Source organism: Curtobacterium guangdongense, assembly GCF_049341845.1.
Taxonomy (GTDB): domain Bacteria; phylum Actinomycetota; class Actinomycetes; order Actinomycetales; family Microbacteriaceae; genus Curtobacterium; species Curtobacterium guangdongense.
The window spans coordinates 220,843-239,092 of the sequence record NZ_JBMPIT010000002.1 but is presented as its reverse complement, the minus strand read 5'-3'; the positions used below and the strand labels follow the sequence as shown (position 1 = coordinate 239,092).

20 protein-coding genes and 1 pseudogene are annotated in these 18,250 nt (G+C 70.0%); 12 read left to right on the top strand and 9 right to left on the bottom strand.

Annotated features, from left to right (window positions below; translation table 11 throughout):
• Window positions 1-93 precede the first annotated feature (93 nt).
• Window positions 94-360, bottom strand: a complete 267-nt coding sequence (locus ACO0E1_RS03560; RefSeq protein WP_422872928.1) for a hypothetical protein — start codon at window positions 358-360, stop codon at window positions 94-96.
• 166 nt (window positions 361-526) lie between these two features.
• Here ACO0E1_RS03560 and msrA point away from each other — a divergent pair, with 166 nt between their 5' ends.
• The 5 genes from msrA (at window position 527) to ACO0E1_RS03535 (ending at window position 4,218) form a co-directional block, all read left to right on the top strand.
• Window positions 527-1,054, top strand: coding sequence for a peptide-methionine (S)-S-oxide reductase MsrA (gene msrA, locus ACO0E1_RS03555; protein ID WP_422872927.1), 528 nt, complete (start codon window positions 527-529; stop codon window positions 1,052-1,054).
• A 43-nt stretch (window positions 1,055-1,097) separates the two neighbouring features.
• Complete coding sequence (locus ACO0E1_RS03550; RefSeq protein WP_422872926.1) at window positions 1,098-1,304, top strand: methyltransferase; 207 nt, start codon at window positions 1,098-1,100, stop codon at window positions 1,302-1,304.
• 128 nt (window positions 1,305-1,432) lie between these two features.
• The gene (locus ACO0E1_RS03545; RefSeq protein WP_422872925.1) at window positions 1,433-1,990 is read left to right on the top strand and encodes a single-stranded DNA-binding protein; all 558 of its coding nucleotides are present in this window, start codon (window positions 1,433-1,435) and stop codon (window positions 1,988-1,990) included.
• Between the two features lie 52 nt (window positions 1,991-2,042).
• Window positions 2,043-3,728, top strand: coding sequence for an energy-dependent translational throttle protein EttA (gene ettA, locus ACO0E1_RS03540; RefSeq protein ID WP_281267320.1), 1,686 nt, complete (start codon window positions 2,043-2,045; stop codon window positions 3,726-3,728).
• A gap of 7 nt (window positions 3,729-3,735) precedes the next feature.
• Entirely contained in the window at window positions 3,736-4,218 is a 483-nt protein-coding gene (locus ACO0E1_RS03535; protein WP_413602449.1) for an acyl-CoA thioesterase, read from the top strand.
• A 50-nt stretch (window positions 4,219-4,268) separates the two neighbouring features.
• On the opposite strand, the gene ACO0E1_RS03530 is transcribed toward ACO0E1_RS03535, so the two are convergent.
• On the bottom strand, window positions 4,269-5,132 hold the full coding sequence (locus tag ACO0E1_RS03530) for an acyl-CoA thioesterase (protein WP_422872924.1): 864 nt from the start codon (window positions 5,130-5,132) through the stop codon (window positions 4,269-4,271).
• Window positions 5,133-5,178: 46 nt separating this feature from the next.
• Between ACO0E1_RS03530 and ACO0E1_RS03525 the strand changes: the two genes are divergently transcribed.
• From ACO0E1_RS03525 to ACO0E1_RS03515, 3 genes and pseudogenes are all read left to right on the top strand, one after another.
• Window positions 5,179-5,880, top strand: a complete 702-nt coding sequence (locus tag ACO0E1_RS03525) for a DUF8185 domain-containing protein (protein ID WP_422872923.1) — start codon at window positions 5,179-5,181, stop codon at window positions 5,878-5,880.
• Between the two features lie 49 nt (window positions 5,881-5,929).
• A pseudogene (locus ACO0E1_RS03520) lies at window positions 5,930-6,136 on the top strand (NAD(P)H-binding protein); the annotation flags it as partial.
• Between the two features lie 185 nt (window positions 6,137-6,321).
• Window positions 6,322-6,771, top strand: a complete 450-nt coding sequence (locus ACO0E1_RS03515; protein WP_422872922.1) for an NAD-dependent epimerase/dehydratase family protein — start codon at window positions 6,322-6,324, stop codon at window positions 6,769-6,771.
• 64 nt (window positions 6,772-6,835) lie between these two features.
• Here the strand turns inward: ACO0E1_RS03515 and ACO0E1_RS03510 are convergent, their stop codons facing one another.
• From ACO0E1_RS03510 to pepN, 4 genes are all read right to left on the bottom strand, one after another.
• The gene (locus ACO0E1_RS03510; protein WP_422872921.1) at window positions 6,836-8,317 is read right to left on the bottom strand and encodes a chitinase; all 1,482 of its coding nucleotides are present in this window, start codon (window positions 8,315-8,317) and stop codon (window positions 6,836-6,838) included.
• Window positions 8,318-8,441: 124 nt separating this feature from the next.
• Window positions 8,442-8,912: a globin gene (locus ACO0E1_RS03505; protein ID WP_422872920.1), complete on the bottom strand. Its 471-nt coding sequence runs from the start codon at window positions 8,910-8,912 to the stop codon at window positions 8,442-8,444.
• Window positions 8,909-9,973, bottom strand: coding sequence for a mechanosensitive ion channel family protein (locus ACO0E1_RS03500; protein WP_422872919.1), 1,065 nt, complete (start codon window positions 9,971-9,973; stop codon window positions 8,909-8,911). The genes ACO0E1_RS03505 and ACO0E1_RS03500 overlap by 4 nt, the downstream gene beginning before the upstream one ends.
• A gap of 71 nt (window positions 9,974-10,044) precedes the next feature.
• On the bottom strand, window positions 10,045-12,624 hold the full coding sequence (gene pepN / locus ACO0E1_RS03495; protein ID WP_422872918.1) for an aminopeptidase N: 2,580 nt from the start codon (window positions 12,622-12,624) through the stop codon (window positions 10,045-10,047).
• 122 nt (window positions 12,625-12,746) lie between these two features.
• Here pepN and ACO0E1_RS03490 point away from each other — a divergent pair, with 122 nt between their 5' ends.
• Entirely contained in the window at window positions 12,747-13,391 is a 645-nt protein-coding gene (locus tag ACO0E1_RS03490; protein ID WP_422872917.1) for a mycothiol-dependent nitroreductase Rv2466c family protein, read from the top strand.
• 43 nt (window positions 13,392-13,434) lie between these two features.
• Here ACO0E1_RS03490 and ACO0E1_RS03485 read toward each other — a convergent pair whose 3' ends face one another.
• Window positions 13,435-13,971 carry a GNAT family N-acetyltransferase gene (locus tag ACO0E1_RS03485; protein ID WP_422872916.1) on the bottom strand — a complete coding sequence of 179 codons (537 nt, stop codon included), beginning with the start codon at window positions 13,969-13,971 and terminating at the stop codon, window positions 13,435-13,437.
• On the opposite strand from ACO0E1_RS03485, the gene ACO0E1_RS03480 reads away from it, so the two are divergent.
• The 3 genes from ACO0E1_RS03480 to ACO0E1_RS03470 are packed head-to-tail and all read left to right on the top strand — an operon-like array spanning window position 13,970 to window position 16,036.
• Window positions 13,970-14,590, top strand: a complete 621-nt coding sequence (locus tag ACO0E1_RS03480) for a helix-turn-helix domain-containing protein (RefSeq protein ID WP_422872915.1) — start codon at window positions 13,970-13,972, stop codon at window positions 14,588-14,590. The two genes, ACO0E1_RS03485 and ACO0E1_RS03480, sit on opposite strands and share 2 nt — an antisense overlap.
• Before the next feature lie 9 nt (window positions 14,591-14,599).
• Window positions 14,600-15,097 (top strand): ribose-5-phosphate isomerase, encoded by a 498-nt coding sequence (locus ACO0E1_RS03475; RefSeq protein ID WP_422872914.1) that lies wholly within the window; start codon window positions 14,600-14,602, stop codon window positions 15,095-15,097.
• A 9-nt stretch (window positions 15,098-15,106) separates the two neighbouring features.
• Window positions 15,107-16,036, top strand: a complete 930-nt coding sequence (locus ACO0E1_RS03470) for an Fpg/Nei family DNA glycosylase (protein WP_422872913.1) — start codon at window positions 15,107-15,109, stop codon at window positions 16,034-16,036.
• A 7-nt stretch (window positions 16,037-16,043) separates the two neighbouring features.
• On the opposite strand, the gene ACO0E1_RS03465 is transcribed toward ACO0E1_RS03470, so the two are convergent.
• Window positions 16,044-17,513, bottom strand: a complete 1,470-nt coding sequence (locus ACO0E1_RS03465; protein WP_422872912.1) for an amidohydrolase — start codon at window positions 17,511-17,513, stop codon at window positions 16,044-16,046.
• The gene (locus ACO0E1_RS03460; RefSeq protein WP_422872911.1) at window positions 17,510-18,136 is read right to left on the bottom strand and encodes an FMN-binding negative transcriptional regulator; all 627 of its coding nucleotides are present in this window, start codon (window positions 18,134-18,136) and stop codon (window positions 17,510-17,512) included. The genes ACO0E1_RS03465 and ACO0E1_RS03460 overlap by 4 nt, the downstream gene beginning before the upstream one ends.
• Window positions 18,137-18,250 lie beyond the last annotated feature (114 nt).

The window sequence follows — 18,250 nt, the reverse complement described above, 5'->3', positions numbered from 1 at the left end:
GAGATCAGGCGGCGTTCCGCGCATCCGGTCCGACGTGATTCCAATGTGGAACATCATCGGATCGAAGCGCTCGACGCGCTCGACGTGTCGGGGTCACCAGCGCAGGCAGTCCACCGCGTCGTCGACGGACCAGACGTTCGGCAGTTCGACGAACCGGCGCTCGGCGGCGATGTACCGCCGCGCTCGGTAGGCGGTGTCGCCTGCCACGTCGACACGGTCGACGTACCCGACGATCTCGCCGTTGGAACGGGTCACGCGGGAGAGGTCGTCGCGGACGTCGAGGACGCGGAGGTCACCGCGGGAGCGTGCGACGGGGTGCGCGGTCCGGATGCGCAGCTGGGGTTCGGTGGTCGTCAGCATCGAGGTGCCTCCTGTTCCTGGTCGGTGTGCTGCTGACGCTACGGCGCACCTCCGACACGCCGAGGTGTCTCGGAGGACTCGGGGGACAGTGCGGGCCGGCTGCGCGTTGTGGAGGACACACTCGAGACCCGGGGGTCCTCGGAGGCCGGGGCGGTACGTTGTGCCCATGACCACGTTCGTGCTCGCAGGTGGATGTTTCTGGTGTCTCGACGCCGTGTACCGCACGCTCCAGGGCGTGCAGGACGTGGTGTCCGGCTACATCGGCGGGACCACGGAGAACCCGTCGTACGAGGCGGTGTGCACGGGTGCCACCGGTCACGCCGAGGCCGTCGCCGTCACCTTCGACGAAACGGTGATCCCGGCCGACGTCATCCTCGACGTGTTCTTCACACTGCACGACCCGCGGCAGCTCAACCGGCAGGGTGCCGACGTCGGCACCCAGTACCGCTCGGCGATGTTCCCCGCCGACGACGAGCAGCGCGCGCTGTTCGAGCACGCCATCGAGCGCGCGTCGGACATCTGGGACGGCCGGATCGTCACCACGATCGAGCCGCTCACGACGTTCTTCCCCGCCGAGGAGTACCACCAGGACTTCTTCGCGAAGAACCCCGGCCAGGGCTACTGCCTCGCAGTCGCGCTGCCGAAGGTGAACAAGGTCCGCAAGGCCTACAGTCAGTACATCCTGGCGTCCTGAACAACAGGACCGGACGTCGGGGCCACGAGGAGGTGGTCGAACGATGACACAGAACGACGGAACATGGGTCGCAGTCGGTCCGGCAGGAGCGGTGGGCAGCATCCACCGTGCGCCGGACGGCTTCCGGGTCGAGCTCTACGGACACCGGGCCGGCAGTGGCGGGGTCTACCCGTCGCTCCAGTCCGCGAAGGGTGCGGTCCACGCCGCGCTCGGTCCGCTCGCGACGCGACCGGAGTTCCACGCGCACTGATCCCACGTGGCTGACCCGGCCGGGAGGCTCGGGGGACTCGTCCTCCACAGTCGCCTGATCGGGTCCACACCACACACATCGAGCCCCGGCCCGCCACGGCGGTCCGGGGCTCGATGACGATCGGTGGCATGAACGACACCATCACCGTCTGCGGCATCGTCGCGACCGAGCCCCGCCACCTCGTCACCGAGACCGGCATCGCCATCACGAGCATGCGCTTGGCATCACCGTCCCGTCGCTGGGACCGTCAGAACTCCACCTGGACCAACGGCCCCACCAACTGGTTCACCGTCACGGCCTTCCGGTCGCTCGCGGCGAACGTGCACAAGTCCGTCAAGAAGGGGGACCGCATCCTCGTGACCGGACGGGTGCGGATCAGGACCTGGGAGCGCGACGGCCGCGGCGGCACGTCCGTCGAGATCGACGCGGAAGCCCTTGGACAAGATCTCGCCTGGGGCATCAGCAACTGGATCAAGGTGCCGCGCCACGCATCGGAAGCGACCGCGGTACCCGGCCCCGGACCGAGCGTGAACCCCGACACCGGAGAGGTCAACGGTGCGGACGACAGCTCGGGCGACGAAGCCGACGAGGCGACTCCTGTCCCGGCGGACGGGGTGCACGAGGACCTGCCGGAGCCGAGCGCCGCCGCCCGGGCCGCCGACGAAGTCCACCGCGAAGCAGCCTGACGTGCTCGAACCGTCACGCGGGGCCGGACGGGTCACTACACTTGACCGCGATATGGCTGAGTACATCTACCAGATGGTCCGTGCCCGCAAGGCAGTCGGCGACAAGCTGATCCTCGACGACGTCACGATGTCGTTCCTCCCCGGTGCGAAGATCGGCGTCGTGGGCCCGAACGGCGCCGGCAAGTCGACGATCCTGAAGATCATGGCCGGCCTCGACCAGCCCTCCAACGGCGAAGCGAAGCTCACGCCGGGCTTCAGCGTCGGCATCCTCATGCAGGAGCCCGAGCTCGACGAGTCGAAGACGGTGCTCGAGAACGTGCAGGAAGGCGTCGGCGAGATCCACGGCAAGATCTCCCGCTTCAACGAGATCTCCGCCCTGATGGCCGAGCCGGACGCCGACTTCGACGCGCTCCTGGCCGAGATGGGCACCCTGCAGGAAGAGATCGACGCGGCCGACGCGTGGGACCTCGACTCGCAGCTCGAGCAGGCGATGGCCGCGCTCCAGTGCCCCCCGGGGGACGAGCTCGTCACGCACCTCTCCGGTGGTGAGAAGCGCCGTGTCGCGCTCTGCAAGCTCCTGCTCCAGAAGCCCGACCTCCTCCTCCTCGACGAGCCCACCAACCACCTCGACGCCGAGAGCGTGCTCTGGCTCGAGCAGCACCTGCAGCAGTACCACGGTGCCGTCCTCGCCGTGACCCACGACCGGTACTTCCTCGACCACGTCGCCCAGTGGATCGCCGAGGTCGACCGCGGTCGTCTCTACCCGTACGAGGGCAACTACTCGACCTACCTCGAGAAGAAGCGCGCTCGCCTCGAGGTCCAGGGCAAGAAGGACGCCAAGCTCGCGAAGCGTCTGTCGTCCGAGCTCGACTGGGTGCGCAGCAACACGAAGGGCCGCCAGGCGAAGTCCAAGGCCCGTCTCGCTCGCTACGAGGAGATGGTGACGGAGGCCGAGCGCACCAGGAAGCTCGACTTCGAGGAGATCGTGATCCCCGTGGGGCCGCGTCTCGGCTCGCAGGTCATCGACGCCGAGAAGCTGCACAAGCAGTTCGGTGAGCGCGTCATCATCGACGACCTGTCCTTCACGCTCCCGCGCAACGGCATCGTCGGTGTCATCGGCCCGAACGGCGTCGGCAAGACGACCCTGTTCAAGACGATCGTCGGCCTCGAGCCCCTCGACGGCGGCACGCTGAAGATCGGCGAGACGGTCGACATCTCGTACGTCGACCAGAGCCGTGGCGGCATCGACCCGAACAAGAACCTGTGGGAGGTCGTGTCCGACGGACTCGACTACATCCAGGTCGGCAAGACCGAGATCCCGTCCCGCGCCTACGTCTCGCAGTTCGGGTTCAAGGGCCCGGACCAGCAGAAGCGCGCGGGCATCCTCTCGGGTGGTGAGCGCAACCGTCTCAACCTCGCGCTGACGCTCAAGCAGGGCGGCAACCTCCTGCTCCTCGACGAACCGACCAACGACCTCGACGTCGAGACCCTCGGTTCGCTGGAGAACGCACTGCTCGAGTACCCCGGTTGCGCCGTGGTCATCACCCACGACCGGTGGTTCCTCGACCGCATCGCGACGCACATCCTCGCGTGGGAAGGCCTGAACGAGGACGGCACGCCGAACTGGTACTGGTTCGAGGGCAACTTCGAGGCGTACGAGGAGAACAAGATCGAGCGCCTCGGTGCCGACGCGGCCAAGCCCGGTCGCGCGACGTACCGCAAGCTCACGCGGGACTGACCCGCACGTGGCCAGGCTGCACACGCCGGTCCGCATCCGCTGGAGCGACATCGACGCCTACGGGCACGTGAACAACTCCGCGATGCTCCGGCTGCTCGAAGAAGCCCGTGTGCTCGCGTTCTGGGCGCCGGATCCCGACGAGGTCGACGAGTCGGGATCCGCGCCGGAGCCGATCATCGACGGTCGCCCGGGTTCCGGCACGATGACGGTCATCGCGGCCCAGCGTCTCGAGTACCTCGCATCGACGCCGTACTTCCGACGACCGCTCGACATCCAGCTCTGGATCGGGCACGTCGGCGGTGCGAGTCTCGACATCTCGTACGAGGTCTGGTCGCCGGCAGGCCACGAGCCCGCCGAGCTCTACACGCGGGCCACGACGACGCTGGTGATGGTCGACGCGGCCACGAACCGTCCGCGTCGACTGACGGCCGTCGAGCGTGCGGCATGCGAGCCGTACGTCGAGCCGCCGGTCGTGTTCTCGAGGCCGTAGCCGCCCCGGCCCAGCCACCCCCGCACGCGTCAGCGGCGCGAGACCCCGCGTCAGCGGCGCGGGATCCGCATCATGCCCTCCTGCGCGACGCTCGCCAGCAGACGCCCGTCTCGGGAGAACATCCGGCCGAACGCCAGACCCCGGCCGCCCTGCGCGCTCGGCGACTCCTGCGTGTACAGGATCCACTCGTCCGCACGACCGTCCCGGTGCCACCACATCGCGTGGTCGAGGCTCGCGCTCTTGACACCCGGTGTGCCCCAGGCGACCCCGTGCCGCCGCATGATCGGCTCCAGGATCGACAGGTCGCTCGCGTAGGCGAGCACGGCGCGGTGCAGACCCGGGTCCTCGGGGAGCTCGCCCTGCACCCGGAACCACACGGCCTGGTGCGGCACGTGCTCACCCTGCACGTCGACGAACACCGGGCCCTCGACGTGCCGGAGGTCGATCGACCGCTCGGCCCACGCCCGTGCGACGGGGTGGTCGATCGCCGACAGGATCGACGCGGCCGAGGGGAGCGACTCCGGCTCGGGCATGCCGACGGGGAAGGGATCCTGGTGCTCGACGCCGTCGTCCTCGGTCTGGAACGACGCGATCATCGAGAAGATCGGCGTGCCGTTCTGGTACGCCTGCGCCCGGCGTGTGGCGAAGGACCGGCCGTCGTGGATGCGTTCGACGCCGAAGGTGATCGGCACGTCGATGTCGCCCGGTCGCAGGAAGTACCCGTGGAGCGAGTGGATGTCACGCCCGTCGATGGTGGCCTGCGCCGCCACGATGCACTGCGCGAGGACCTGGCCGCCGAAGACCCGGCCGCCGGGGGACCAGTGGTTCGCCCCGGTGAGGATCGTCTCGCGCGTACTCGCGCCGGTGTCCTCGAGTCGCAGGGTCCGCAAGAAGTCCGGTTCGTCGTTGACCACCCCCGCAGTCTACGAAGAGCAGCGCCCCGGTAGGATCGGACACGACATGAGCACCTCGTTCACGCTGCCCGACGCCGCCTCCCTGGGGGACCTCCGCACGTACCTCGGACGTGCAGCCCGCGTCGAGGACGGCTCCGTCCGCCTCATCGCCGACTCCGGGGTGCTCGCCGTCTACACGGCGATCCTCTACCCGCTGGGGCTGCTCGACGAGCTCCCGACGGTGCTCGGGCTCCGCACGTTCTCGCTGACCGAGCCCGCGTCGATCGACGTCGTCGTTCCCCTGGCCTCGTTCCAGGAACGGCTGCGGGTGCTCGCCGACGCGCAGGACGCCGAGCACGCCGAGGGGGCAGACCCCACCCGCGCCACCCCGATCGAGGTCGAGCTGCCGCACGAGGTCCACACCGTCACCTGGGCTGCGATCTCCCCGCCGCGCGGCGGCTGGATCCCCCTGCCCGACGTCTCCGCCGAGCTCCTCCGTCGCGCGGCGAAGGCCGGCATCGACGAGGTCGCCGACGCGGTGCCGACGAACGCCGGCGAAGCCGTGGTACGCAAGATCCGGTCCGAGGTCTGGGGTCGACCGATCCCGGGCGTCGAGCACGTCCCGGCCGGAGCTGGGTTCGCGGGGGAGAGCCTCGGGTTCCTCGGACACGACCCGGTGCGGCTGTTCGAGACCGGGCCCTGGAGCCGCCTCACGACCTCGCGCGGGCACGTCCTCGTGAAGCGACGCGCCTGGACCCTGGCGTCCTAGCCCCCGCGGTACGGAGCGCTCGGCCAGCACCCGGTGCCAGGCTGGCCGCATGCATGTGTTCCTGACCGGCGCGTCCGGCTACATCGGCTCGTCCGTCCTCCGTGCACTCGTCGCCCACGGGCACGACGTCACCGCGATCGTCCGCTCCGACGAGAAGGCCCAGGCCGTCCGCGACGCCGGCGGTCGCGCGTTCGTCGAGGACGTCACCGACACCGAGGTGGTCGAGCGCCTGGCCCACGAGGCCGACGCCGTCGTGCACACCGCGTCCGCGAAGGACGTCGACGAGGCGTTCGTCCGGACGGTCCTCGGTGCACTCACCGGCACCCCGAAGCCGTTCGTCCACACCGGCGGCATCTTCACGTTCGGCAACTCCACCGACATCTCCGAGCAGTCCCCGATCGACCCGCCGGCGATGACCTCGGGCGCGGTGCGAACGAGGCAGTGGTCCGCGCCAGCGACGTGCGCACCACGATCGTGGCGCCCGGCATCGTCTACGGGCGAGGAGCCGGCATCCCGGCCATGTTCATCGGAGACGGCGAGCACGAGGTCCGGCTCGTCGGCGACGGGTCGCAGCGCTGGGCGACGGTCCACGTCGACGACCTCGGCGAGCTCTACGTCCTGGCGCTCGAACGGGCGGAGCAGGACGGGTACGTGCTCGTCGCGACGGGCGACAACCCCACCGTGCGGGAGATCGCCGAAGCCGGGGCGCACGGGTCGCCGATCGTCGCGGAGAGCGTGGACGCGTCCCGCGAGCGCCTCGGCACCGCGTACGCGGACGCACTGCTCATGCACCAGGAGTGCTCGGGTGCGCACGCGCGGAGCGCGTACGGGTGGAACCCGACCCGCCCGTCACTGCTGGAGGACCTGGCGGACGGCTCCTCCGTCCGCTGACGCGACCGACTGGCGGACTGGAGGCTCGTGGCGACGCCGCCACGAGCCTCCAGTCCGGTGGTGGTCAGGACAGGGCGTCCAGGACCGGCCGCACCGCGTTCGCGAACGCGTAGCCGTTCGAGGCGTCCCAGTTGATCGACCAGGTCATCGCACCGCGGAGCCCGGAGTACTTCGCAGCCGGGACGAACGACCCGCACCCGGTCCCCTTCGCGAGGCAGGTCATCGCGTTGTTCACGACACTCGGTGCGACGGAGCCGCTTCCGGCACCGCTCGGCGAGGCGGGGAACCCGAGCCCGACCTGGTCCGCTCGCAGACCGCCCTGGAGGGAGGTGCAGGCGAGGGCCGTCGCGAAGTTGACGGTGCCCTGCGCGTAGACGCCGCCGTCGCACCCGTTCATCGACCCGGAGTTGTAGTACTGCGTCTGCACGATGGTCAGGATGTCCTTGATGTTCAGCGCGAGGGCGAAGTAGTCCGACGATGTGCTGAGCATGTCGATCGTCTGCGGTGCCATCGTGATGATCATGCCGGGGTGCTTCGCCGCGACGGTGTGCAGCGCCTGCGCCATGTACGTCGGATTCACGCCGTTCTCCAGGTCGATGTCCACGCCGTCGAACCCGAACGAGTTCATCAGCGAGTCGACGCTCGCGGCGAAGTTCGCCGCGGACGCGCTGTCGGCGACGGAGATCGTGCCGTTCTGGCCGCCGACCGACACGATGACCTTCTGCCCGCGAGCGTGGACCGTCTGCACGTCCGACCGGAACTGCGCATCCGTGTACCCGCCGAGCTTCGTGGAGAGGCCGGAGTCGACGGCGTACGTCACCGCGCCGGGCTTCGACGCGTCGGCGTTCGCGAACGCGACGGCGACGAGGTCGTACGACGTCGGGACGTCGGCGAGTCGCAGTGCCTTCGCGCCGTTGTCGAAGTCCTGCCAGTAGCCGGTGAGCGTGTGCTTCGGCAGCTGCGCGGCCGGGCCGGTGCCCGGGGTGGGTGTCGGTGTCGGTGTCGGGGTGGGCGTCGAGGTCGGTGTGGACGTCGGCGTCGAGGTCGGCGTCGGGGTGGCGCCTGCGCCGCCGGGGCCGCTCAGCACGATGTCATCGGCGAGGTAGGTGCCCTGTCCGTACCAGCCGTGCACGTACACCGTCGCGGTCTTCTGCGACGCCCCGGTGGTGAACGTGGTGGTCAGCTGCTGGTAGCCCGCTGCAGAGGTCCACGTGCTCGCGCCGGATCCGCTCTCGCCGAGGTACACGTAGCTGCCGGAGACCCATCCGGACAGGGTGTACGACGTGCTCGGCTGCACGGCGATCGTCTGCGAGCACTGTGCGGTGTCCGACGACGTCGGCGTGCCGGAGAGGGCCTTCAAGCCGGAGTGGACCGGCGTGCTGACCACGGATGCGCCGGAGCAGACCCACCCGCTGGTGGTCCCCGCTTCGAATCCGGGGTTCGACACGAGGTTGCCGCCAGCCGCGTCGGCGGTGTTCGGCAGCATGACCGCCGCGGTCAGGGCGGCCCCTGCGCCGACGGCTGCGAGTTTCGGAACGACCTTCATGGTTCTCCTCATGAGGCGTCGCGGCCCTCGGGAGTGGGCGCCGTGCCCGAGCCACACCATTCCGCAAGGTCATTGCGGAATGGTGTGGAGAGGTTATGACCAGTTCGACCGGAGCGTCAAGAGGTCAGTCGAAGGTGTTCGTCATCGCGTGTGCGGCACGGTCGAGGTACGCCCACAGCTCGGCCTCGTCGAGGGGCGCGAGCCCGAGCGACTCGACTGCTCCACGCATGTGGTGCAGCCAGCGCTCACGGGCCTCGGAGTTGATCCGGAAGGGGTTGTGCCGCATGCGGAGTCGCGGGTGCCCGCGCTGCTCGCTGTAGGTGCCGGGGCCGCCCCAGTACTGCTGCAGGAAGAGCGAGAGCCGCGAGATCGCGCCCTCGAGGTCGTCCTGCGGGTACATCGGCCAGATGACGTCGTCCTGCTGGACGCCGTCGTAGAAGCGCCGCACGAGGCGGTCGAACGTCGGTGCGCCGCCGATCCGGTCGAACAGTGACCCGGTCGCGGACGTCCCGCCGAGGCCGACCCGCAACGTGATCGGCTGCGCAGGCGCACCGCCGGACGCACCGGAGGCGCCTGGTGTGGGGATGTCGGTCATCGGTCGTTGTTCCTTCCGGAGTCGGGGCCGTCGGTCTCGATCGGCTGCCCGTACTGGTTGGTCTTGCGGCCGCGCCGGGGCTTCGTCGGGGCGGGCGTCGGCTGGGTCCGGACGGTGCGGAGCCCGTTGATCGAGGTCGCGTTCTCCCAACCCTCCGGCATGATCATCGCCATCGCGGGCAGCGTCACGCCGAGCTCGTCGACGGCGTGCTTCAGCCGGATGCGGAGTTCACGCCCGACGACGTCGAGCTCGGACGCGCGGGTCTTCACCACGAGCCGGAACACCATGCCCGTGTCGGTGATCGACTGCAGGCCCCAGATCTCCGGCTTCTCGATGATGCGCTGCCGCCAGCGGGGCTCCTGCGACATCCGCACGGCGGCGGCGAGCAGGGCGTCCTGGACGGCGTCGATGTCGGTCTCGTAGGGGACGGTGATGTCGACGAGCACGCGCGACCAGCCCTGCGACAGGTTGCCGACGCGCAGGATCTGTCCGTTCGGCACGAACCACAGGATGCCGTTGACGTCGCGGATCTGCATGACCCGCAAGCCCACGTTCTCGACGACACCGGTGGCCTGCCCGGTGTCGACGACGTCACCGACGCCCGCCTGGTCCTCGAGGATCATGAACACGCCGGACAACAGGTCCTTGACGATCGACTGGGCACCGACGGCGAGGCCTGCTGCGACGAGGGACGCCCCACCCACGATCCCGACGGCGGCGTTCGGGAGCACCTGCGGGATGATCACTGCGAGTGCGATGATCACGACGGCGACGGTCGCCAGGTTCTTGAGCACGCTGCCGAGCGTCCTGGTGCGCTGGACGACGCGTGCGGTCTGGATCGGTGAGGCGATGAGCGCCTGGGTGTCGGTGGTGCCCTGGCGCTTCTTCGCCCCGTTGACGACGCGGTCCACCACGCCGTTGATCGAGCGCCTGAGGATGAGCCGCACGATGATCGCCGCGAGGATCGTGATGACGATCACGATCGGGACGTGCCAGGTCTCCACGAACTGGGTGAAGGCGTTGGAGATGAGCTTCGAGGTGTCGTCTGCAGCCAGGTTCATATCCGCTCGATGCTAGAGGGGCGGGGTGTGGCGTCCCTGGAGGAACGCCACACCCCGCCTGGCAACCGGACTCAGGCGTCGGCTGCCTGGACCCGCAGCGCGCGCTCGGTGCCCGCGAGGTTCTCGGTCACGATGCGACGCAGCGCCGGGGTCTCCGGGTGTGCCTCGAGCCACGCGGTCGCGGCGTCACGGAGCTCCACCGAGGCGAGCGGCGCCGGGTAGAGCCCGGTGACGATCGTGTCGGCGATGTGGTAGCTCCGCTCGGCCCAGATGCGGGTGAGCACGTCGAAGTACTTCGGGACGAGGCCTTCGAGCACGACGGGGGAGTTGGCGTGCTGGAACCCGATCGTCGTCTGGCGCACGATGGCGTTCGGCAGCGCGTCGGAGTCGACGAGCGACGAGAATGCCGCCAGCTTGCCCTCGGCGGTGGGGATCGTCGCACGGGCCCGTGCGGCTGCCTGCTCGCCAGACGCGGTCTTGTCGGCGGCGAGCTCGGCGTCGACCTCGGCGTCCCCGGCGGCACCCGCGAGCACGAGGCCCTCGAGCAGCTCCCAGCGGAGGTCGGTGTCGATCTCGAGCCCGTTCAGCGTGACCGAGCCGTCGCGCAGCCCCGTCAGCGTCGCGACGTGCTCCGGCGTCGAGGCGATCTGCGCGAAGAACTTCGCGAACTGGAACTGGGCGTCCGATCCGGCCTCTGCCGAGGACGCCAGGTTCCACAGCGTGTCGCCGACGGTGCGGACCGTGGCGTCGACCTTGGCCGGCGCGACGTAGTTCCGCGTCGTCAGGAGCAGCTGCGACAGCGTCGTGCGGATCGTCGTCGACTCGGTCTCCGTCGCGATGTTGCCGAGCACGAGCCGGACGTAGTCGCTGGCGGGCGACTCGGCATCGCGCGTGGCGTCCCACATCGCGCCCCAGACGATGGAGCGGGCGAGGGGGTTCGCGATCGCGGCGAGGTGCTCGATCGCGGTGCGTCGGGACTGCTCGTCCAGACGGATCTTGGCGTACGCCAGGTCGTCGTCGTTGAGCAGCACGAGGTCGCCGCGGTGCTGGCCGACGAGCTCGGGGACGTCCGTGCGGGCGCCGTCGACGTCGATCTCGACGCGGTGGGTGCGCTCGAGCTTGCCACCGGAGGATGCGGTGTCCGCGCCGAACGGTGCCGCGCCGTCAGTCCCGAACGCGTACAGGCCGATGGCCAGACGGTGCGGGCGGAGCGTCGGGTGGTCCGCCGGGGCTTCCTGCAGCACCGCGAAGGACGTGATCACACCGTCGTCGTCGACCTCGATCTCCGGGCGCAGCGTGTTGACGCCTGCGGTCTCGAGCCAGAGCTTCGACCACTCGCCGAGTTCGCGGCCGCTCGTGGCCTCGAGCTCGACGAGCAGGTCCTTCAGCTCCGTGTTGGAGTGGTGGTGCTTCTTGAAGTACGCGGAGACACCGGCGAAGAACGCGTCGATGCCGACCCACGCGACGAGCTGCTTGAGGACCGAGCCGCCCTTGGCGTACGTGATGCCGTCGAAGTTGACCTGGACGTCTTCGAGGTCGTTGATCGTCGCGACGATCGGGTGCGTCGAGGGGAGCTGGTCCTGGCGGTAGGCCCAGGACTTCTCCATCGCCTGGAACGTCGTCCAAGCCTCGGTCCACTCGGTGGCCTCTGCGGTGGCGATGGTGGAGGCCCACTCGGCGAACGACTCGTTCAGCCAGAGGTCGTTCCACCACTTCATGGTCACGAGGTCGCCGAACCACATGTGTGCGAGCTCGTGCAGGATCGTGACGACCCGGCGCTCCTTTATGGCGTCGGTGACCTTCGAGCGGAAGACGTACGTCTCGGTGAAGGTGACCGCGCCGGCGTTCTCCATCGCGCCCGCGTTGAACTCGGGGACGAAGAGCTGGTCGTACTTCTCGAAGGGGTAGGGGACGTCGAACTTCTCTTCGTAGTACGTGAAGCCCTTGCGGGTGGTCTCGAAGACGTAGTCGGCGTCGAGGTACTCCGCGAGGGACTTGCGGGCGAAGACACCGAGCGGGATGGTGCGACCGTCGCTCGAGGTCAGCTCGCTCCGGACGACCTCGTACGGGCCGGCGATGAGCGCCGTGATGTAGCTCGAGATCCGGGTGGTCGCCGGGAACGCCCACGTGGCGATGTCGCCGTCGACGCGCGGTTCCGGCGTGGGGGAGTTCGAGACGACCTGCCAGCGGGACGGCGCCGTCACGGTGAAGGTGAACTCGGCCTTGAGGTCGGGCTGCTCGAACACCGCGAACATCCGGCGGGAGTCGGGCACCTCGAACTGGGAGTACAGGTAGACCTCGTCGTCGACGGGGTCCACGAAGCGGTGCAGGCCTTCGCCGGTGTTCGTGTACAGCGCGTCGGCGACGACGACGAGCTCGTTCTGCTCCCGCAGGTCGGCGAGCTGGATCCGCACGCCGTCGTTCACGGCCGCGACGTCGAGCACGGTGCCGTTCAGGGTGATCGAGTGCACGGTCTTGGTGATCGCGTCGATGAATGTCGACGCACCGGGCGTCGCGGTGAAGCGCACGCGGGTGGTGCTGCCGAAGCTCTCGGCGCCGCGCGTCAGGTCGAGCTCGACGTCGTACGACTGGACGTCGACGATCGCCGCACGTTCCTGGGCTTCGATTCTGGTGAGGTTCTCTCCGGGCACGGACGCTCCAACTTCGCTGCGGCGCGGACGATCGATGTCCGCGCATCGGTGGCCCCGCCCGGCGTCGTGCACCGGCGGAACATGTCGGAGCCAGCCTAGCGAGCACGCGTACGCTCGCACCCGTGACCGACACGACTGTGGACAACACCCCGACGACGCCGACCGCTGTGGACTTCTGGTTCGACCCGAACTGCCCCTGGGCGTGGATGACGAGCCGCTGGGTGGGCGAGGTCGAGGGGCAGCGTCCGCTCGACGTGTCGTGGCACGTGATGAGCCTGTACGTCCTCAACGAGCACCAGGACGTACCCGACGACTACAAGCAGCGGCTCGAGCGCGGGCAGGTGTACCCCCGACTCGTGACCGCCGCGCGGCTTCGGCTCGGCGACGACATCGTGAAGCCGCTCTACGACGCGCTCGGCGAGCACATCCACCACCGTCAGGAGCAGGACCCCGCAGTGGTCGTCCCCGCGGTCCTCGAAGAGCTCGGCCTCGACGCCGACCTCGCCGAGTACGCCTGGAGCGACGAGGTCGACGCCGCGACGCGGGAGAGCCACCGCGACGGCATCGAGCGCGTCGGCCAGGACGTCGGGACGCCGGTCATCGCCGTCGAGGGCACCGCGTTCTTCGGCCCGGTCATCTCCCCGGCGCCGAAGGGGCAGCAGGCGCTCGACCTCTGGGACGGGGTCGTCGCGGCCGCCCGGTACCCGGGCTTCTTCGAGCTGAAGCGCTCCCGCACCGTCGGCCCGATCTTCGACACCGTCGACTGAGCATCCGGGCGACCGAGCATCCGGGCCACTGAACGCCCCGCCCTCAGGACAGCGGGAGCCGCATCAGCGTCAGGTCGAGCCAGCGGTCGAACTTGCGGCCGACCTCCGGCAGCACCGCCACGACCTCGAACCCGAGGCGCTCGTGCAGGGCGATCGACCCGGTGTTCTCGCTGCAGATGCCGGCCATCATCACGTGCAGGTCCTGCTGCCGGGCGTGGGCGACGAGGGCGCGCATGAGCACGGACGCGATGCCACGGCCTCGGAACGCCGGCAGCACGTAGACGCTGTGCTCGACGGTGTGCCGGTACCCGTCGTGCGGGCGGAACGGCCCGTACGTCACGTAGCCGGCGACGACGCCGTCCACCTCGGCCACGAACACCGGCAACCCGGCGGCACGGCGGTCGGACAGCCACGTGTCGAACCACGACCGCGGGTGCGGCGCGTCCTGCCAGATCGCCGTCGTGTGCAGCACGGCGTCGACGTGCAGCGCGTGGACGACGTCCAGGTCGCGGGGCTCGCAGTGGCGGACGAGCACGTCCGACGCCGAGGACCCACCGTTCGTCGCATATGCTGTCGCCATGTCTCAGATGGTAGACGACGATCGACTGCTCGGCGAACGGCTCCGCGCACTCCGCGACGAGCGCCGCTGGAGCCTGACGGAGCTCGCCGAGGAGTCCGGCGTCTCCCGCGCGATGATCAACCGCGTCGAGCGTGGGGTGTCCAGTCCGACGGCGACGATCCTGGGCCGGCTGTCGGGAGCGTTCGGCCTGACCATCTCGCAGCTGCTCGACGAGCGGCCAGCACACGACGGATCGGCGCACGAGGCGCCGGACCCGGGCAGCCCCGAGGACGCGACCGGCGTCCAGCGCGGCGCGACCGCCGCCCACTGGACCGACCCCGAGACCGGGTACCGCCGCCGTCCCGTGTCGAGCGGGGAGTTCCCCGTGGACGTCACCGAGGTGCGCCTCCCAGCCGGTGCGTCCGTGACCTACCCGGCGTCCGCGTACGCGTTCCTGCGGCACTGCATCTGGGTCGTCGACGGTGAGCTCGGGCTCGTCGTCGGCGGTGAGTCGACGACCCTCGCGGCGGGTGACCGGATCGAGCTGGGCGACCCGGCCGAGGTGACCTACCGGAACGACACCGAGGACGAGTGCCGGTACCTCGTGGTGGTGGCGAGGGGCGCTCGCAGCCGGGAATAGGATCGGATCATGCGCATCCACCTCGGAACGGACCACGCCGGCCTCGAGTTCTCGAAGACCCTCGCCGACCACCTCGCCGAGGCGGGTCACGAGGTCGTGGACCACGGCCCGACCGAGTACGACGCGCTCGACGACTACCCCTCGTTCTGCATCAACGCCGCGCACGCGGTCGTGCAGGACCAGATGGCCGGCGTCCAGGCGCTCGGCGTCGTGTTCGGCGGCTCCGGCAACGGCGAGCAGATCGCCGCGAACAAGGTCACGGGCGTCCGCGCAGCGCTGGTGTGGAACGAGTCCACCGCGCTCCTCGCCCGGCAGCACAACGACGCGAACGTCATCTCGATCGGTGCCCGTCAGCACTCCGAGGCCGAGGTCATCGACTTCGTCGACCTGTTCATCGCGGAGCCGTTCTCCGGCGAAGAGCGCCACGCCCGCCGCATCGCGCAGCTCGCCGAGTACGAGCAGACGGGGCACATCGCCGGTAAGCAGATCGACGGCGCGGCCGAGTAGACAGGGACCATGCCCGAGGGTCACTCCGTCCACCGCATCGCCAACCAGTTCACCCGGCACTTCGTCGGCAAGCGCTGCGAGGTGTCGAGTCCGCAGGGGCGGTTCGCCGCCGGGGCCGCGAAGCTCGACGGCAAGCGCATGGTCGCTGCCCGGGCCGTCGGCAAGCAGATGTTCCTCGAGTTCGAGGACGACCTGTTCCTCCGCGTCCACCTCGGCCTGTACGGGGCGTGGGACTTCGCGGGCATGGTGTCCTCCGCCGAGCAGCTGTCCGAGGACGGCGACGGCGAGGAGTCGCTCGCGTCGATCGGTGCGCCGCGACTCGCCCGCTACCGGATGGCCGAGCAGGAGAAGGTCGAGGACCCGATCGAGTCCTTCCCGCCGGACCCCGTCGGGCAGGTCCGCGTGCGGCTCCTCACCGAGGACACCGTCGCCGACCTCCGCGGACCCACCGCCTGCGTCGTGGAGACCCCTGCCGAGGTCCAGAAGGCGCTCGACAAGCTCGGCCCCGACCCGATCAACGACGACGGCCCCGAGGCGGAGAAGACCTTCGTCGAGAACGTCCGGAAGCGGAACGTCGCGATCGGGCAGCTGCTCATGGACCAGGCCGTGGTGAGCGGCATCGGCAACATCTACCGCGCCGAGCTGCTGTTCCGGCAGCGCATCGACCCGTACAAGCCCGGCAAGCAGATCACCGTCAAGCAGGCGAAGGCACTCTGGGCGGACTGGTCGACGCTGTTGCACGAGGGCGTCCGCGACGGCCTCATGATGACGATGGACGGCCTGTCCGACGCGGAGCTCAAGAAGGCGCGGCGCTCCCGGAAGGACCGGCACTGGGTCTACCACCGCCAGGGCGAGCCCTGCCGGGTGTGCGGCACCGAGATCCGGATGGCCGAGATGGCCGGTCGGAAGCTCTACTGGTGCCCCAAGGACCAGAAGTAGCCCTCGGTCACAGGTCGCGGTGCGTCCAGCGTTCAGCCACGGCAGTGGCGAGGACGGGCATCTCCCGGAGCTCCGCCGAGGACGACGCGAGCGGGTCGGCCGCGACGAGCACGAGGTCGGCGACGTCCCCGACCGACACCCCGACACGACCGTCGGTCGAACCGGTCCAGGCGGCCAGGGCCGACATCCGCTCAGACGGGTGCCACGGTTCTCGTCCGTCCCGGTCGCGACCCACGGCGGCGGCGAGCGACACCCACGGGTCGAGGGGCGCCACCGGGGCGTCGGACCCGAGCAGCACCCGGGCACCGGCCCGGGCGAGCGACGCGAACGCGAACGCGCGGTCGGTCGAGCCCGCCCAGTAGCGGTCAGCGATGTCCCGGTCGTCCATGGCGTGCTCCGGCTGCACGGACGCGGCGACCCCGAGCCGGGCGAACCGGTCGACGTCCGTGTCCGCGAGCAGTTGTGCGTGCTCGATCGTCCCACGGGCGCCGACCGCCTCGAACACGTCGAGCGCGAGGGTGTTCGCCCGGTCGCCGATCGCGTGGATCGCCGGCACGAGTCCGGCGGACACGGCCCGCCGGGTGATCGCCACGAGCTCCTCGAACTCCCACGCGAGCACCCCCTCGCCGGTCGCCATCGCCGCGGTCCTGGTGCCGAGCGACCCGTCCGTCACGACCTTGAAGGGCCCCATCGTGAGCAGGCCCCTGGTCCCCGGGGCGACGTCGCCGGTGCGCAGCCCCCTGGCGATCACGTCGTCGAGTTCGGCTGGGTAGACACCGGACGACACCCGCAGCGCGTCGGTACCGCCGTGGATCCGGCGGACCCAGCGGTCGAACCCGAAGCGCATCTCGAGGTCGACGATGCTCGTCAGCCCTCGTGCCGCGCCGGCCTCGACCGCGTCGGCGACGTACCCGTCGAGCACGGCGTCCGGCACCTGCGACAACGCACCGGTCACGTCGAACGCGTCCTGTTCGCGGAGCACCCCGTCCTCGCCGGCCGCGAGCGGCCGACCGAGGGCCTCCGCGAAGTGGGCGAGGGCGAGCGCGTTGCACCAGACCGCGTGCAGGTCACCGCTGACGACGACGGCCGGGAGGCTCGGTGCCGCCTGGTCGAGCAGCGCGCGTCGGGCAGGGCGGGGCCACATCCCGTCGCGGTAGCCGTGGCCGATGAGGACCGGGTCCGAGACACCGGTCCGCGCGACCTCAGCGAGCAGGTCTGCCGTGGCCTCGGCGCTGGCGCACGCCGAGACGTCGACGCGCCGACGGACGAGCGCCCACTGGTCGAAGTGCGTGTGGTGGTCGCGGAGGCCGGGGCCGAGCCAGGCGCCGTCGGCCTCGACGACGTCGGTGTCCGGGCCGGACGGGTCGACGGTGCCGGCAGGTGCGACGGTGACGACGACGCCGTCGCGGACCAGCACGTCCGCCGGCGCCCCCGCCGTGCCGATGCGGCGGACCGTGCGGAGCAGGACCTCGGTCATGCCTGCTCACCGCCCCGGACCCGCTCCATCTCGTCGGCGAGCGCCGGTGAGGCGTAGGGGCCGTCGCCGCGGAGCCCGGCGATGACGTCGTCGACGACCTCTGGTGCCTTGTTCTGGGACAGCTTCGCGCGGGCGTCGAACCGGGCGACGCGGATGCGGATGCCCACGGTGCCCTTCGCGATGCGCCTGGCGGTCTCCTCGTCGACGTCGAGCGACACCGGCTCCGGCATCTCGCGCTCGAAGTGGTCGACGAGTTCGCCGAGGACGCGGAAGTTCTCCTCGTCGGACAGGATCTCCGGCGTGCCCCAGAGGTGCGCCGTGACGTGGTTCCAGGTCGGCACGAACTGGTCGGCGGGGTACCAGGCGGGGGAGACGTAGCCGTGCGGACCCTGCACGACGACGAGGACCTCGTGCTCGCCGAGTTCGTGGGCCTGCTCGTCGGGGCGGCCCACGTGCGACACGAGGACGATCTCGTCGTCCGACGCCTCTTCGAGCAGGAACGGGTAGTGCGACGCGACGAGCCCCGCGGCGGTGTGGGACACGATCGTCGCCCACGGGTTCCCGCGGACGAGCCGCTTGACCTCGTCGACGTCGGTCATCAGGAAGTGGGGCGTGTGTCGCATGCTCGCCAGCGTTGCACAGGAGCCCCCATCAGCGCGACAGGTGTCGTTTCCCGAGTGTTTCAGAACGGTAAAAGTTTCAGAGTTCATTGAAAGAAGCATTGCTTCGGGGTCGAC

Excerpts from the sequence above, each read along its gene's own strand:
- ACO0E1_RS03560 (WP_422872928.1), bottom strand. The coding sequence starts at position 360 with ATGCTGACGACCACCGAACCCCAGCTGCGCATCCGGACCGCGCACCCC.
- msrA (WP_422872927.1), top strand. The coding sequence starts at position 527 with ATGACCACGTTCGTGCTCGCAGGTGGATGTTTCTGGTGTCTCGACGCC.
- ACO0E1_RS03550 (WP_422872926.1), top strand. The coding sequence starts at position 1,098 with ATGACACAGAACGACGGAACATGGGTCGCAGTCGGTCCGGCAGGAGCG.
- ACO0E1_RS03545 (WP_422872925.1), top strand. The coding sequence starts at position 1,433 with ATGAACGACACCATCACCGTCTGCGGCATCGTCGCGACCGAGCCCCGC.
- ettA (WP_281267320.1), top strand. The coding sequence starts at position 2,043 with ATGGCTGAGTACATCTACCAGATGGTCCGTGCCCGCAAGGCAGTCGGC.
- ACO0E1_RS03525 (WP_422872923.1), top strand. The coding sequence starts at position 5,179 with ATGAGCACCTCGTTCACGCTGCCCGACGCCGCCTCCCTGGGGGACCTC.
- ACO0E1_RS03510 (WP_422872921.1), bottom strand. The coding sequence starts at position 8,317 with ATGAAGGTCGTTCCGAAACTCGCAGCCGTCGGCGCAGGGGCCGCCCTG.
- ACO0E1_RS03505 (WP_422872920.1), bottom strand. The coding sequence starts at position 8,912 with ATGACCGACATCCCCACACCAGGCGCCTCCGGTGCGTCCGGCGGTGCG.
- ACO0E1_RS03500 (WP_422872919.1), bottom strand. The coding sequence starts at position 9,973 with ATGAACCTGGCTGCAGACGACACCTCGAAGCTCATCTCCAACGCCTTC.
- ACO0E1_RS03480 (WP_422872915.1), top strand. The coding sequence starts at position 13,970 with ATGTCTCAGATGGTAGACGACGATCGACTGCTCGGCGAACGGCTCCGC.
- ACO0E1_RS03485 (WP_422872916.1), bottom strand. The coding sequence starts at position 13,971 with ATGGCGACAGCATATGCGACGAACGGTGGGTCCTCGGCGTCGGACGTG.
- ACO0E1_RS03475 (WP_422872914.1), top strand. The coding sequence starts at position 14,600 with ATGCGCATCCACCTCGGAACGGACCACGCCGGCCTCGAGTTCTCGAAG.
- ACO0E1_RS03470 (WP_422872913.1), top strand. The coding sequence starts at position 15,107 with ATGCCCGAGGGTCACTCCGTCCACCGCATCGCCAACCAGTTCACCCGG.
- ACO0E1_RS03465 (WP_422872912.1), bottom strand. The coding sequence starts at position 17,513 with ATGACCGAGGTCCTGCTCCGCACGGTCCGCCGCATCGGCACGGCGGGG.
- ACO0E1_RS03460 (WP_422872911.1), bottom strand. The coding sequence starts at position 18,136 with ATGCGACACACGCCCCACTTCCTGATGACCGACGTCGACGAGGTCAAG.